General features: G+C 55.7%; 10 protein-coding genes. 7 read left to right on the forward strand and 3 right to left on the reverse strand.

From position 1 onward, the window contains the following. The first annotated feature begins 11 nt into the window (after positions 1-11). From LU684_RS22995 to icmT, 3 genes are read left to right on the forward strand one after another with little or no spacing between them, the layout of a single operon-like run. On the forward strand, positions 12-872 hold the full coding sequence (locus tag LU684_RS22995) for a type IV secretory system conjugative DNA transfer family protein (RefSeq protein ID WP_134630331.1): 861 nt from the start codon (positions 12-14) through the stop codon (positions 870-872). Beyond that, positions 869-2047 (forward strand): plasmid transfer ATPase TraJ, encoded by a 1179-nt coding sequence (traJ, locus tag LU684_RS23000; protein ID WP_014003901.1) that lies wholly within the window; start codon positions 869-871, stop codon positions 2045-2047. The genes LU684_RS22995 and traJ overlap by 4 nt, the downstream gene beginning before the upstream one ends. Further along, positions 2037-2300 carry an IcmT/TraK family protein gene (gene icmT, locus LU684_RS23005; protein ID WP_014003900.1) on the forward strand — a complete coding sequence of 88 codons (264 nt, stop codon included), beginning with the start codon at positions 2037-2039 and terminating at the stop codon, positions 2298-2300. The genes traJ and icmT overlap by 11 nt, the downstream gene beginning before the upstream one ends. Positions 2301-2341: 41 nt before the next feature. Here the strand turns inward: icmT and LU684_RS23010 are convergent, their stop codons facing one another. Both LU684_RS23010 and LU684_RS23015 read right to left on the reverse strand, forming a co-directional pair. Beyond that, on the reverse strand, positions 2342-3034 hold the full coding sequence (locus LU684_RS23010) for a hypothetical protein (RefSeq protein ID WP_134630332.1): 693 nt from the start codon (positions 3032-3034) through the stop codon (positions 2342-2344). Then, the gene (locus LU684_RS23015; protein WP_009682497.1) at positions 3021-3551 is read right to left on the reverse strand and encodes a hypothetical protein; all 531 of its coding nucleotides are present in this window, start codon (positions 3549-3551) and stop codon (positions 3021-3023) included. The genes LU684_RS23010 and LU684_RS23015 overlap by 14 nt, the downstream gene beginning before the upstream one ends. 211 nt (positions 3552-3762) lie before the next feature. Between LU684_RS23015 and LU684_RS23020 the strand changes: the two genes are divergently transcribed. The 4 genes from LU684_RS23020 to LU684_RS23035 all read left to right on the forward strand — a co-directional run bounded on the left by LU684_RS23020 (position 3763) and on the right by LU684_RS23035 (position 9444). Next, positions 3763-6882, forward strand: a complete 3120-nt coding sequence (locus LU684_RS23020; RefSeq protein ID WP_134630333.1) for an LPD7 domain-containing protein — start codon at positions 3763-3765, stop codon at positions 6880-6882. A 35-nt stretch (positions 6883-6917) separates the two neighbouring features. Then, positions 6918-7427, forward strand: a complete 510-nt coding sequence (locus LU684_RS23025; RefSeq protein WP_009682495.1) for a hypothetical protein — start codon at positions 6918-6920, stop codon at positions 7425-7427. A gap of 90 nt (positions 7428-7517) precedes the next feature. Then, positions 7518-7904 carry a hypothetical protein gene (locus LU684_RS23030; RefSeq protein ID WP_102642984.1) on the forward strand — a complete coding sequence of 129 codons (387 nt, stop codon included), beginning with the start codon at positions 7518-7520 and terminating at the stop codon, positions 7902-7904. A 121-nt stretch (positions 7905-8025) separates the two neighbouring features. Continuing rightward, positions 8026-9444, forward strand: a complete 1419-nt coding sequence (locus tag LU684_RS23035; protein ID WP_033963833.1) for an IS1182 family transposase — start codon at positions 8026-8028, stop codon at positions 9442-9444. 103 nt (positions 9445-9547) lie between these two features. Here the strand turns inward: LU684_RS23035 and LU684_RS23040 are convergent, their stop codons facing one another. Continuing rightward, a complete protein-coding gene (locus LU684_RS23040; protein ID WP_232891628.1) occupies positions 9548-14563 on the reverse strand; it encodes a DEAD/DEAH box helicase family protein in 5016 nt (1671 codons plus the stop codon). Between the last annotated feature and the right edge of the window lie 13 nt (positions 14564-14576).

The following is a 14576-nucleotide window of genomic DNA, read 5'->3' on the forward strand; positions in this document are numbered from 1 at the left end:
GGAGGTACGCTATGAAGCGGATTTTCGCATTGTTGCCTCTGATGGTATCGCTTGCTGTCCATGCAGGCGAAACCCCCGAGCTTGATGCCAGCGGGCAGACAAGCGCTCCGGTCGTTGAAACGGCACCGCCTGATCTCGATTCGTTGCTGAAACCACAGTCAAAAGCGACCACCAAGGTCACCGATATCCGAAATCAATTGCTGACCGACATGGGTAACACTGTCGGCTTCCGCGGCGGTATGGCAGCTCGAGCTCGTGAGCTGGTTGATGGTCTTAACGCACGATCGCCGTCACTCGATGCGATGTTCAAGTTCGCTCCCATGATCGCTAAGAACGGCACGCTTCCGCCTGTGATCGTCGAAGCACGGGACGTTGCTGCGTTCTCTCAAGACCAGGTTCGAACTGCGAATCGCGTCTACAAAATTGAGCGTGAGGAACGGTTTGTGAGTGTCCCCCCTACCTGGCGTGACTACCTCTATGTTGGCCTGCCTCTGAATGCCAGTGTTGAACTGCCCGACTTCGAAGCACGCCCTCAAGACAGCGACGAAGCTGAAATCTGGGAGGTAGCAGTACGTAAAGGTTGGGACGATGGTTACAAACAAGCGGATGCCATTCTAGAGGCCAATTTCAATCGTTTGACCCGTGATTATCTCGGGATGCACCTCTACTCCTCGCTCCTGCAGAACGACATGATCAGCTCGACCAGCGTGGCTGAAAGCCAGCAGACTGTTACTGGTGATGGTAAGCAAATGATGCTGGGCGACAAATTGCGTCGCGTAACCGGCCGAGCGACATTCGAGACTGATCCTAAAAAATGGCGCCCTACGGTCAAAACGCAGCTCCGGCAGGCCGGTGATGGTGCGACCAAGTGACGAGTCCAATATTCGATCCGTACAATTTTGAGGGGGACTTGTCTCCCGATAATTTCATGCGCTTTCTAAAGCTGTGTGCGGACCGGGGCGTGTCTGACATTCTCGTACAAGGCGGCGACTACATTTGGGTCGAACTGCATGGACGGCAACTGAAAGCGTCAACAACGACAATCAAGCAAGGGCAGCTATCACCGTTGATGGCGTCGGCTTGGTCCGCTGAAATTGAAAGCATGATCAAGCAAGGTGATGAGGGTGTTGACCGTGCCCTGGAGCTAGCTGGTGAAGAGTTTGGGCTTGCTCGGGGTACCACGCTACGCTTTCGAACCAACTTCGTTCAAGCGCGCATTGCCGGTATTGATGAGGCGTATTCGATCACCATGCGGGTGATTCCGTCGGATCTGCCGGATATCGATCAAATGGGCATCGAGCCCGACTTGATCCAAGGCTGCTACGCAGAAATGGGCCTGGTACTGGTTTGCGGACCCACCGGGTCTGGTAAAACAACATTCCTCGCTGGCCTGTACAAAAAGGCTGGGGCAGAAATGCCTGACCGGAAAGTGATTACCTATGAGGACCCGATCGAGTACGTCCTTGGTGGTCCGCACTGGTTGGGACCGCAACCGTCACAATCGCAACTGCGTAGAGACATTGGCGATTTCCCGAAAGCACTTCGGAATGCCATGCGCCGTAAACCCAGTATCATCGGTATCGGTGAAGCTCGTGACCGCGAGACGATCGAGGCAATGACTGAGGCTGGGCTGACTGGTCACTTATGCTTTGCCACCATGCACACGGAGTCTGTGGCCGAGACGATCAACCGTGCAATTCAAACCTATCCACCTGACCAGCAAGCCGGTATGGCTTCACGCTTGGCTGGTGCCTTACGTGTCATCCTGGTTCAACGCCTGCTCAAGACCACAGATGGTAAGCGAGCAGCGATCCGTGAATACCTGGTGTTTGATCGTGAAGTGCGCAATGAACTACAGTCCCTTCCTTACACGGACTGGGGCCGTTTCATTCGAGGTTTACTTGAGAAGGCCGAGGCCACACTGGATGACAAAGCTTGGCGATTGTTCCAGGCGGATCGCATTGATGCCGGCGAGTTCATCAGCCTGGCCGGCGCTAAAGAGTTCAAGAAACGCTGCGAGTTGGAGGGTCTAGACCATGGCATCTAGCTGGAGAGGCGCATCAATCTCCCCCAAGGCCTTCGGCATCCCCTGCGGTGCTTATCTGCCGTTGATGGCCTGTTTGTATGTGGGGCATAAACTGTGGGTATGGATCGCCGCTGTGATGATCATCGTCTGCTTCGGGGTCATGGCTCACATTGGGTGGACGCTTAATGTTTGCTGGAACAAGTTCCTGGGCTTCATGCGCGGAGGTCGGATCGTTTCACGGCCGTGGTGGTACAGGAACCGATTCAGAGATTAGAAAAAAACCGCCTTGAGAGGCGGTTTTTTAATGTCGGTGGTTCAGCGTGCTCGAGGACCTCGGTCCCTGCTGGCTTGTGCAGCCAATGGTGCAGCGTCGGTATTGGCTGGCCCTGGCGGTTCTAACGTGATCCGGATCCCAGGGTTGAGGCGGCAAGTCGCCTCCTTGATTGCCGACCAGTGTTTATGGGGGAGCACTCCTACCGTCAATGGCTTCTCACTGAAGGCCACTTTGGCAGGGTAGGCAATTACCTTCATATGTTCCCAATCTGGAGCGGCGGTCAGCGTGCTCAACAATTCGGGTCGTTGCTGCAGCAATAGATGAGGCTTCGCCAATTCGGTCTTTGTCGGGGTCAAGCCTTCGCTGACCAACCTTTCCCGCAGAAGATCCTGCAGATCATCCATCATGCTCCTAGACATTCTGGCAAACGACACAAAATCGTGATTGGCCAGGTCCTCCGGCTTCATCATGAGTGGATTCTGCTTGTGATCAAGCTCCACCAGGAAATCGATAACGGTAAAATGGAGTCGGTTTTTATCAGCGTACGCCCGAGCCGCCATAAAGCCGTCCTGCTTGCTCTGATACCCGTACAGCGCCGGGAACACGTCCCCAGGTTGCCCGTTGAGTAGCGCGCCGCAGTCCTTCAAGGCGATCGCCCGCGGCGCTGGGCCAGCGTAGAAGTAAACGCTGGAGAGCTCGATAATGTGCGAGTCTGTTTTCTCAGTCGTGCTCACCAATGCCACCCTTTGACCAACCCTGAATCAAGACCCTTTCCACCTTCTGTCGTTCACCTACCTTACTTACGACATCCTGCATCACGCGTTTGCACTGTTTAGGTGTCAAATCCATGCGCTTCAAGGCCTCAACCCATTTCATGACTGGCCGGCCAGGCTTGCCATCATGAAGCATCAAGCGGTAAACCGAGGGTGGCGATCTGCCAATAAGGGTGGCAAATGTATCTCGGTCTTGAGGCGAATCTTGCAGGCCTAAATAGTCGTAAAAATCCTTGATATCCAACGGCGGTTGCACCGGCGAAGACTCAGGATGCGTCCTGTAGAGAAAGAGGAGCATAGCCACAACGGGGTCGTTGATCTGCTCAGCCGACTTATCCGGGCCTGTAAGCTCTTCCCACTTCGCTTTCTGCAGGCCAAAGGCATCTGCAGCAGCTACTTTGGTCAGACCGTTCTCGATCCGCCATCTCTCCAAATCCGTCCCACAAATTGGCTGAATTTCATCAGTTCCAAAGGACATTTGATCCCCTCAAATGTAGCAGACGTAGCCCTCCTGGGCCTTAGGGCGCGGAGCTTCCCATTCCGCTGAATTTTGAATAATATACACAATACGAAATTTCAGCAGTCACGGTCCAGCCCAGAGCGACGCGCTTAACCCAACTTTACCCAGCCCCTCTGCGGGGGCTCAGGGCAACGGACTACCCCACCATCCGGAAGGAGGCAGGATTGCCATGAGCGAAGTAAGCGAAGCCTTGATGCAAGAGTTCCGCCAAGCTGTCTACGAGCGATTGAATTCGCCGCAGGCAACAGAGGCCTCTCCCCGTGAAGCGATCGAACGTCGTGCTAAGGCGTACCAAGCCTGGCTAAATAGCCAACCTTCCGAAGAAGAGGCTGCGGCCGTCCCTACTGCGTTGGTCCGGCATTGGGTTGCTGCAGACCTGTCGTCATGGCGCTCAATTGACGCCAAGGATACAGCTGAAGCAGCAACTACCGTTTATCAGAATATTTTCGCATACGATACATATGCGGAATTGCTAAAGGAACTAGACGAGGCCTTTCACAGCGAAATTATTTCGCGTTTGGGGGGGCATGAAGCATTCGGTAACGGTTTTGGCCGTGGAAACCCTGATTTAGATCAAGAAACTGTTGATCAGGATCCAAAAATCCAGATTAGCGAGCTCTTGAAGGAAATCACCTACAAGGAGCGGCGCGATGGCAGCGTCCTCTATTCCCTGCATGACAGACCTATTTTCATCGACCATGGGCAGCAAATCCTCATGGTGGCTGAAGCTAAAGACGATGAGATGGCCATTCTCGCCGGCCTCTACATGGCGAAACAGAAGTTCGGTGGGTCTATCGAGCTAACTGGCAGTGAAGAGTTTAAGCGCCGGGCGATTGCGGTTCTGATCAAGCATGAGGTTCCGGTCGAGCTCAACAACCCCTCACAAGAAGCTATTCGCCGCGAACTGCTCGGCTTGCCTCCCATCGCAGCTGTACCAGACAAAGCCGCCGCGCAATCTGAAACGCCGAAGCCGACTGAGGCATCAACCGCTGAGAAGGTAGCCACCTCCAGCGAAGAAACGGCATCACCTGCAGAACCGGCCGCAAATGATCCTACCCCTGTGAATGCCCGCGAGGGTGTGATCGTAGATTTCGGCCCAGCGCCGTATCTTTTCGATAAGAAGCAGAGCAAAAGCTTCTACGTGAAGTTGCGCAACAGCGACGGAGATGAGCGTGTTACCTGGGGTGTAGATCTGGCCCGAGTGTTCCGCGAGAACGAAATCGCAGCAGGCGATACCGTCACGTTGAATAACTTGGGTCGTAAGCAGGTGACGGTAGAGGTGCCAGTGCGCGGCAGCGATGGCCGTGTCGAGCGTTACGAAGAAAAAACGGTTCATCGTAATGAGTGGGAAGCCGTTCTGATTGCCAAAGCTGAACGTGAGCAAGCCCCCCCAGTCGAACCGTTGGCAGCTGAGTCCCTCACAGTTGCAGGACGCGATGCGAGATTCGTTGAATCTATCGGTCTGCCTACCGGTGATATCAATGACTACCCTGATTTGCTGCCGTATCGGGCCGAGGATCACGCTATGGCGGTCATGTGGGAGCATGACAGCTCTCCGGAAGGCCTGCGGACAATTGAAAGCTGCATGGTCGAGGCAAAGTATCGCGCCGCGTTCCAAGCCAAGCTGGACAGTGAGCTCGGCAAGCTCAATACGCATTTCCGCGGGCAGATGGAAGCATCAGAGGGTTACGCCATAGCTAGAGAGCTGCTGGCAGATGCTGATAAGCAGTACGGGCCACTGCCCGAGCCTGGCAGCAATGAGTTTGACCGGATGTACCAGTTAGAGAATTGCTGGGATCCAGATGAAGTCATCGAAGCTATTGAACAGATAGATGCTGCTTATCTGGCCTCACTGAAAAATCATCAAGGCACAGATCTCCCCCCTCGCTCCTCGACGGATTCGATTCCGACAGAAGTTTTGGAGTCATTCACGCTGGATAGCTACAGCCAGTATCCATATGACCAAGATACGACGCCTTCGGCCAGGTGGGAATTGCTGAGCAGCGAGGCTGCTAAGCACGGCTACACCGCGAAAATTGGCCTAGTGAACGAATCGGAAAGGGTCGATGGTGTCACGTACTCCATTGCCTATTTTGACCGTGAAGGGCAACCGACCGGTATCCACACTGAATTGTGCGGGACGGGCAAGCCCGAGAGCGCTCCTGCAACCTTCCTCAATGGTCAGCGCATCCCCCAGCCAATGATCAACGATCCAGGCGCGGATATCGCCGTGCTTGCTGGTGCTATCTCCGAGTACGAGAAGTCCAGAACTCTGGACCGTACAGGAGAAGCTCCACAGGCTGCTGATGAAGTAGAGCTGAGGGATTTAGCTACAGCTGCGGTCGAGCACCGACATTTCCAGGCAACTGAGGGAGTGCCATTTGGTGACTCCGATCTGCAACAGGCTGAGAACCTTGTTCCGGTAAACGCCGCCGCCTGGTGGCGAGATCAGTCTGAGGCCATCAATACCTGGAGCAAATCGCTGGAAGAGCTTGAGCACGACCTGGCCGCACTTGGGCCGGAGCCTGCGACCGACCAGTACTACTGGTTCGACAAAACAGGCCGTCCTGTACCAGCACCAGTGAACGAGTACGACTGGATCATGGCGAAAGCCTTTATCAAGGATGAGCATACCCCCGAAACCCAGATTGAAGGCTTTGGCGCTGGCCTTCAAGGCAGGTCGAGCAACTCCGGTGTACCCGGGGACATTTCCAGCGCTTCAACCAGTGACTCAACCACTTCTCAGGAGGTTGGTATGGCAAACGCTGACAGCAATGCGGGACAGAAACTCATCCTTCGCGGTGTGACCAAGCTGGATAACGACCAGTACGACACCACGGTGCTCCTGTACCAGGGCAGCGGGGATTACCTACAGGGATACGTGAAGGTCAACGGTGAGAAGCACCAGGTTCTCGCGTTCATCAATGAGCGTAACCCCGACCCAGGTACCGGTGAGATCAAGCCCAACTTCATCACGCTGTCCCAGCCGAACAACGATGGAAGCGACCAGAAGTGGACGCAGATCGGCTTCGGGAATGCAGTAAATCGCCGCGGTGACGGGAAAGCCGTTTACTTCGATGAGGTGCTTTTCAACGTTGATAACCAGATCATCAAGGCAAAGGTTACCAAGCACGTTGATGAGGAAATGCACCGCAAGCTGGGCTTCCTTGAGCAACGTAAAGAGCGTGAGAAATCAGTCGCTTCCCCAAAGCCCGAGGCTCTGACGGAGCCCGTCAAGCAACAGCCCAGCCCGGCGCAACCCACTGTTAAATCCCGGGCTCGAGCTTGATGCTCCTGGCCGTTGAATGTTCTTGGAGGACTGGTATGAAGACACTGACCCGCGCGTTACTCGTTGTGCTGCTCATGAGCTCGGCTGTGACAGCCCATGCTGCCACCTGCCGTAGCGGAGAAGCCGCGGTGCGTGGTGGTGAAGCCGGCCTGGCTCGAGATCAGGACGCGGCCGACACCAACCAAACGGCTGCTCAGACATCGTCAGATATTTTGGGCAAATGTGTAGGGGGGATCACCGGCATATTCAGCACCACCTCGTTCCCTGATCTGTCCGCCATCTGGCAAATGATCAAGGACAAGGTTTGCTCGATCGCCAGCTCGTCAGTAAACGGCGTGATTTCAGAAGTGAATGGACAGATCAACGGCGTCATGAGCGAGGTTAACGGGGCCGTGACTGATGCAGTCAACCAAACCGGCGTCAACGATACCGGTCTTGGCACCGTGGTGGGTAGCGGTGATACGCACATCAGCAACCCCGTTGAGGTCGGACACACCAGTGACGCGGCTGATTCATCGACAAATTGGAATGAAGTCTGGAAGTAAAAAAACCATGGAGCCCGCGGATTCGCGGGCTTTTGGTTTTTCGGAGTGAAGAGTTACGGCCGGCGCGGCGGCGCTTAAGGAGGATCGGCCATGAGCGAAGTTTTTGTCAGCACGGTTCATCCGGCTATTGGAAGGTTGTACTGGGTATTCACATCCAATGCTGATTGCAATTACCCCGATCATTACAGCTTGACCGACTGGAGTGAGCTAGCGACTCGGTTTCCAAAAGGATGGCGAGATCATGACTACTACCACTGGCTGCACCGTTCACATATCTCGAAGGTTTTCGAACCGGATGACCCCTACAGCGACTATGTCGAGTACGAGGACGAAGAAGCTGGGTGCCTGGAGCAGCGGCTTTCGGGATTGCTTGCTCGCCTGCAGACCAAAAGCGGGCAGACAGTTGAGGAATTCAGGCACTGGATGTTTAGTGCAGTTTGGGTAGACGTCCCTGCCCTACGCATTGTTGACAGCTGAGTGGCGGGCGTAAATGAATCAGTATGAAAATGGGCGCCATGCAGACTGTGTGAAAACCTAGCAATCTGTCTGGCCCTTTAAGAGAATGCTCCGTATCGAAAGATACGGAGCATTTTTCGTTATGGGCTACATACAAGGAGAGTCCCGCAGCCAGACCAGCCTGTTCCCGGTCTCGTTGGAGGAATTGATCCCTGAAGATCACCTCGTACGGGTCATCGACCTGTATGTTGCCAAGCTGGATCTGGGTCAGCTCGGTTTTGAGAAAACTCAGCCCAAGGCCACCGGGCGCCCCGCCTACGATCCCGCCGATCAGCTCAGACTCTACCTTTATGGCTATTTCCAGCGCATTCGTTCGTCCCGTCGCCTGGAAGCTGAATGCCAGCGCAACATCGAAGTGATGTGGCTGATCAACCGGCTTAAACCCGACTTCAAGACCATCGCCGACTTCCGCAAGAACAACAAAGCTGCGTTCGTTACGACGTGCCGGGCTTTTGTGCAGTTCTGCCGAACTGCCGGTTTGATTGCCGGTGACCTGGTTGCCATTGACGGGAGCAAGTTTCAGGCAGTCGCTTCCGCGCGACGCCATCTGAACTTGAATCAGCTCAAGCGTCAGGACGAGAAGCTGGATAAGCGCATCGCCCAATATCTGGCTGACCTGGATGCCGCTGATAAGACTGAGGGCGAGCAGGTGGTAGATCGCACTGCGATCAAGGCAGCCTTGGCGGAGCTTGAGGCCAAGCAGCAAGACAATCGCAGTTGCCAGGCCTTGATGCAATCGATGGGACTGGAGCAATTCAACACGCACGAAAGCGATGCCCGAATGATGCGCACGCCAAAGGGGGCTCGTGTTGCCTATAACGTGCAGACTGCTGTCGACGCAGAACACTGTCTGATCTTGCATCACGAGGTGACGCAGGATGGTGATGACCGTAAGCAACTTGAACCCATGGCGAAAGCTGCCAAGGCTGAGTTGGGGCAAGAATCGCTGACCGTGACAGCCGATATGGGTTACTCAAATGGCCAGCAGTTCCAGGCTTGCGAAGAAGCCGCCATTACCGCGTATGTGCCGCCAAACCGAACCTCGAACCCAGGTGGAGAGACATTATTCGAGCGCAAGGACTTTACCTACGACGCTGAACAGGATCGCTATCAGTGCCCGGCAGGTCAGTGGCTAACGCTGAAGCAGCGTTACAAGGGCGATCGGATCTACCAGGCGGCAATCAGCGACTGCGCTGGGTGTGCGCTGAAAGCCCAATGTACGACGGCCAAGCGTCGCTATGTCTCGCGTCACGCTCAAGAGGAAGCCTTTGAGCGCATGGCGCAGCGAATGCAGCTGCATCCAGAGATGATGGAGCGGCGTAGATCCATCGTGGAACACCCGTTTGGCAATCTCAAACAATGGCTATTTGGGAACGGGCGCTTCCTGCTGAGACAACTCGAAGGGACAAGAGCTGAAATGGCTCTGGCCGTGACCGCTTACAACCTCAAGCGAGCGATCGCCGTCCTGGGTGCCAAGCAAATGATGCAACTGATGGGCTGAAAAGCCTTTTTCAGCACAAAAACAAACGCCCCGAACAAGTCGGGGCGTTTGGTCTAGGGCCTGCCAGTGTGTTTTCACACAGTCTGCATGGGCGCCCATTTTATTACGCTCGCATTTTACTCCGTCCAGGCGCTGCGGAACCTTGTAGGAGGACCGATTTTGGCTCCCACTTCGACTGGTAGGAGTCGTCAGCTTGCATCAGCTTCAGCTCCCGAAGCACATCCCGAGCGTCCTCGCGCAGGTAGTCAAGCCGAGTCTGCTGCTGGAACGGCTTCGCCTTCTCCTGGATCGCTTTGTTGAGCTCTGAAAGCTCGCGCCCCCGTGTCGACTCGGCCTCATCCCTCCAGCCTTCCAAGCGTTCCAGGAAGTTGTCCATCCGGCTGATGAACCCGCTGATGCTGAATTTATCGTCGACGCGATACACCAGGTTGTCCGGCTCGTATGAGTCCCGACCGGTGACGGTGAAGTGGATTTTCTGCCGCTCGCATGACACTTGAATTTCGAAACCTCGATAGCTTCCTACGGGCACAAGCTCTGCGCGCTGGAACGTGTCTTCAGACCGACGCTCGACGGCCCGCTTCATGGCGCCGGCGAATACTGCGGCCAGTCTTTCCTTGTCCGCGTCTTTGTAGGGTCTGCCATTCGCCGAGAACTCGAATTCAGGTTTGGTGCCGGCATCGCGCCGCTGGATCTCACTTGACCAGCGGGCGATTGCCCGATCGGCACGTGAGTCGGCGTCACGCAGCCACGCAATGCGGCTGTCGAGCGAGTGCTGGCCACGTTTGAAGTTGGAAAACAATGCTTCCACCTTCTTGAGGTCTGCAGCGATTTGCACCTGCTGGAAGATCAGAGGATTACCGGTGGCCGCGGCTTTCATCTCGGCGGCGTTGGCTGCCTCGCTGGCCACATCCTCGATCACACGCTGGAGGCTGTCCCCCTTGCGGAATTGTTCGATGCCAGCTGCTTTGAATTCGATGGTCTGCCACATGCGGCTATCGTAGGTCTGTTTCGTTGCGTAGCGCAGAATCTCGATCTCGAATCCGTCAGGGTCCATCTCATAGAAGAGGTTACCTTGCCGCTCGATGCGACCATCGCGTTGCTCCAGGTCGCTTGGGCGCCATGGTGCATCCAGGTGATGGAGAGCGACCAGGCGGCGTTGGACATTCATGCCGGCACCCATCTTTGCTGTTGACCCCAGAATGATCCTGACCTCGCCGGCATTCATCTCCGCAAAGAGCTTGGCTTTCTGCAGATCTGTGTTGGCCTCATGGATGTAGCGAATCTGGTTCGCCGGGATCCCGCGAGCGAGGAGCTTTGATCGAATGTCGTCGTATACGCTGAACGAGCTGGCACCTGCCAGAATATCGTCCATAGAGATCGAGGCTTCTCCTTCTTCTTCGTCTTCTGAGCTCACAGCAGCCTGTTCTGGACGTTTTGGACCTTTTGGCGTGGATAGGTCACAGAAAATCAGTTGCGTGCCTTTACGGTCGTCCCAGTCCTGCCAAATGCGGAATGCTTGATCGACACACGCATTCACTTTGCTACCTGCGAAATCCCCAGCGCCGGGATCGATGAGTCGGAAATCCAACCCCGCTTTGCGCGCGTCGTTGGTGATCTTCAACGGATTGTCGAGGCGTGGGTCCTTCGGCAAATGCTCCATGCGATGGATGATCGATCCATCGTTCCAAGTCTTGAACGTCGATCCATCCGCTTTAAGCAGCGGTTTACCCTCTGCGTCGATCGCCTCTTGCTGAATGCCCATGTACCAAGCTTGAGCCTCCGATCGATCCACAATCACGTTCTGCGGGCGACCGCCTTTCAGCTTCGGTACTGGGAATCGGGTACCGCGGGCCTCGGCCTGGTCCTGTAGATCCTTGCGTGTGATTACATCAGCGAAGGTTCGATACATCGCCGTCAGCTCGGGAACGTTCTGGAACTTTGCAAAACGCGAGTTGAGCTTGTAGTTGACGCCGGTAGCGTCAAGCTCCCAGCCGGTTACAACCTGGCCGAATGTCGAAGCCCAGGCATCAAAATGAATGATGCCCCGGGCCTTCATTTCATCGTACTGGAGGTATCGTTGTACGGTGTAGAGCTCAGCGATCGTGTTGCTCAATGGGGTACCCGTGGCGAGAAACACGCCTCGGCCGTCGTTCCGTTGCTGCAGGTAGCGACACTTAACGAAAAGATCGAATGCTTTTTCCGATCCTGCCAGATTACCCAGCCCCGATACCCTGCTGAGCGAGGTCGTGATGAACAGGTTTTTGAATTCCTGCGCCTCATCTACAACCAAGGCGTCAACACCCAGATCGGCAAAGCTGACGGCCTGGTCTTTAGAACCGGTGTCGGCTTTCTTTTCCAGTCGCTCGGTCATCCGCTCTTTCGCCTTTTCCATCTCCTTGATGGTCACGCGATCGCCCTGGCTGCTCTTGAGGTCCAAAATGGCGTCAGTGAGATCCTGGATTTGCTCCTGCAGCAGCTCCTCGAGCGTCTCCGGGGGCATGCCGATTTTTTTGAACGAGCTGTGAGCCACAACCACAGCATCCCAATCCCCGGTAGCGATTCGGGCAAAGAGTCGCTCCCGGTTTTCTTTCTTGAAATCCGTCTTCTCAGCAACCAGCACGTTGGCGTTAGGGTAGAGGTCGTAGAAGGCATCCTTCCACTGCAGTAGAAGATGATTCGGTACCAACACCATTGGCTTTCGGAAAAGCCCCATCCGCTTGCTCTCCATCACGGTTCCGACACACACCAGCGTCTTACCGGCGCCGACTACGTGATCGAACAGTGCTGTGCCGTCTTGAATTCCGCGCCAAATTGCGTCCTTCTGGTGCGGACGTAGCGTTATGTCCAGCGAGGTGCCGGGCAGCTGCAGGTGTGAGCCGTCGTAGCGGCTGGGAATATTGGTGTTGAACCGATCGTTGTAGAGTCGCGAGAGGGATTCACGACGATCCTGATCCTCCCAGATCCAGTCGGTGAACGCAGCGCGGATCTCGTCCGCTTTTTGGTTGGCTGCAGCGGTCTGAGTTTCATCAACCTGCATGATCGGATGGCCATGATCGTCCTTTCCGACCTCCACTTTCACTTGGATCGGGCGGTTCGTTAAAACCGCCTCTACCAGCTTGTTTGCGGGGTACGCTTCGGTGCCCCAGGTGACGCGCATGGTGGTGTTATCCCCCTCGGAGATGTTCACCATCCACTTGCCCAAGGCCTCCTGGTAGTCGATGCGCCGGCGTACATCCCCCATCAGGTGTACGACGAAATCATCGATTGTCTTCGCCGGTACCCAGGTCGAACCCAGCTGCACGGAAATGTCGATCGGCTCGATGTCTGCTGGCTGTATCGGACGCAGCGCCTCGACGTTCTCCAAGAACTTTGGATCGTGTTCCGCGGCTCGAAGCGCTCCTCTGAGTTTCGCTTTCACGTTCCCGGTCAGGTACTGATCGGCTGTTTCCCAGCGATCCTTGCCCGGATTGAAGTAGACAAGTCCCTTCAGGTCGCGAAGGAGTTCAGGCTCACTCAGACCGCACAAGCGGATCATGCGCTCGAGGTCTACACGGCCCACCTGGTTCATGCTGACAACCAGTGCATCCTTAGCGGATTCGACGTGCCGAATTTCTTCGCGTGGGCTCATCACGCGGCGCGAGAAGATTGCGGCTTTATCCGCTGTGGGATTGCGCGCCGGCACACCGTGCTTGCGTGCCATGTCAGCCGATACGCCGCGATCGTAGTTGCTCTCAAGCGCATTGAGCAGAGGGTATTCAGGATCCTCCCCCATCGCCAGGCGGTTGGCTTGGCTACTCAGGTGGCCAAATCGACGGACGTACTTGTCGTACAGGCCATTCAAACGGCCGCGCAAGGTTTCCAGATCTTGAGGGTCAACGGACTGCTCAGCATTCATCAACGCGCGCAGAGCGTCACGTACCTCAATCATGCCGCGAATGCGTTGGCCTGCCCGCTCGGTTTTCGGGGTAATCAACTGGTAGTCGTGGGCTGCAAGCTGATCTGGCAAGCGACGGGCCAATTGGTCGTCAGCGGTCACAAAGTAGGAACCCACTTTGGTATTCGCTGGCAGGTCGACCTCGGGTTTACCTGCTTGGCCATCAGTTTCATGATCAAAAGGCTCGCCTGTGAAGGTGCTGATAACACCTGCAGGCAACGCTTGAAGTCGGGCGGTGATCGCCGCGCTCAGGTCCTGGCCTGGCTCCGCAATCAAATCAGCGGCATCGCGGCGCATCTTCCCTGTGAGGGCCATCCGGCCGGCCATCTGCTCGGGATTGTCGATGAAATACTGGTTGATCGTGATTGGCTCACCCGATTCGCGATCTCGTATTTCACCGACATCTACCCAACGGCGCTCCGGTTGGTCTCCGGGGAGAGCCTTCTGGAAAAACACGATATCCGTCGTTACTTCGGTAAGGGCATTCTCTTTGAACGCCGTGTTGGGTAGACGAATAGCGCCCAGGAAGTGGGCCGTATCTGCGATATGTTCACGCGCCTTGCTATTGGCGGCATCGAGGAAATACCGACTGACCACGGCTCCCATCACACCACCAGGTTTGAGCGTATTGAGCGATTTAGCCAGGAAGTAGTTGTGGATCGAGAAACCAGCCAATTCGCGGTGATGCGGGTCATACAACGATTGCGATCCGAAGGGCGGATTCGCCACGCAGGCATCGAAGTATGCGCTTGGGATAGCCACATCCTGCAGGCCGCGATTGATGAAGGTGGATGATGGATAAAGATGAGCGCCGATCTGCGCTGTCAGAGGGTCAAGCTCGATGGCGGTGATGCGGCTGTTGCTCCGCATTTCTGTCGGCATCAGGCCGATGAAATTGCCAGTGCCGGCAGCTGGTTCCAGAACCTTGCCACCTTTGAACCCTAGTCGCTCCAGTCCCTCGTAAATGCCGTCGATTACGGTGGGGGAGGTGTAGTGCGCGTCCTGGGTGGAGCGCCTGGCCCTCTCGTACTCATCTTGGCTGAGCAGTGAGGCCAGTTCCTGGTACTCGGCACGCCAAGCATCATTTCGATGATCGAAAGCCTGCGGCAGTCCACCCCATCCTACATACCTGACCAGCGTGGATTGCTCGTCTGGGGTGGGGCCACGGCCTTCCTTGTGCAGCACCTGCAGCAGTTGA

The organism is Pseudomonas sp. NMI542_15, from assembly GCF_021283425.1.
GTDB classification, from domain to species: Bacteria; Pseudomonadota; Gammaproteobacteria; order Pseudomonadales; family Pseudomonadaceae; genus Aquipseudomonas; species Aquipseudomonas fortuita.

Coding starts and splice junctions, on each gene's coding strand:
- LU684_RS23030 (WP_102642984.1), top strand. CDS start 7,518: ATGAGCGAAGTTTTTGTCAGCACGGTTCATCCGGCTATTGGAAGGTTG.
- LU684_RS23020 (WP_134630333.1), top strand. CDS start 3,763: ATGAGCGAAGTAAGCGAAGCCTTGATGCAAGAGTTCCGCCAAGCTGTC.
- LU684_RS23015 (WP_009682497.1), bottom strand. CDS start 3,551: ATGTCCTTTGGAACTGATGAAATTCAGCCAATTTGTGGGACGGATTTG.
- icmT (WP_014003900.1), top strand. CDS start 2,037: ATGGCATCTAGCTGGAGAGGCGCATCAATCTCCCCCAAGGCCTTCGGC.
- LU684_RS23035 (WP_033963833.1), top strand. CDS start 8,026: ATGGGCTACATACAAGGAGAGTCCCGCAGCCAGACCAGCCTGTTCCCG.
- LU684_RS23025 (WP_009682495.1), top strand. CDS start 6,918: ATGAAGACACTGACCCGCGCGTTACTCGTTGTGCTGCTCATGAGCTCG.
- LU684_RS22995 (WP_134630331.1), top strand. CDS start 12: ATGAAGCGGATTTTCGCATTGTTGCCTCTGATGGTATCGCTTGCTGTC.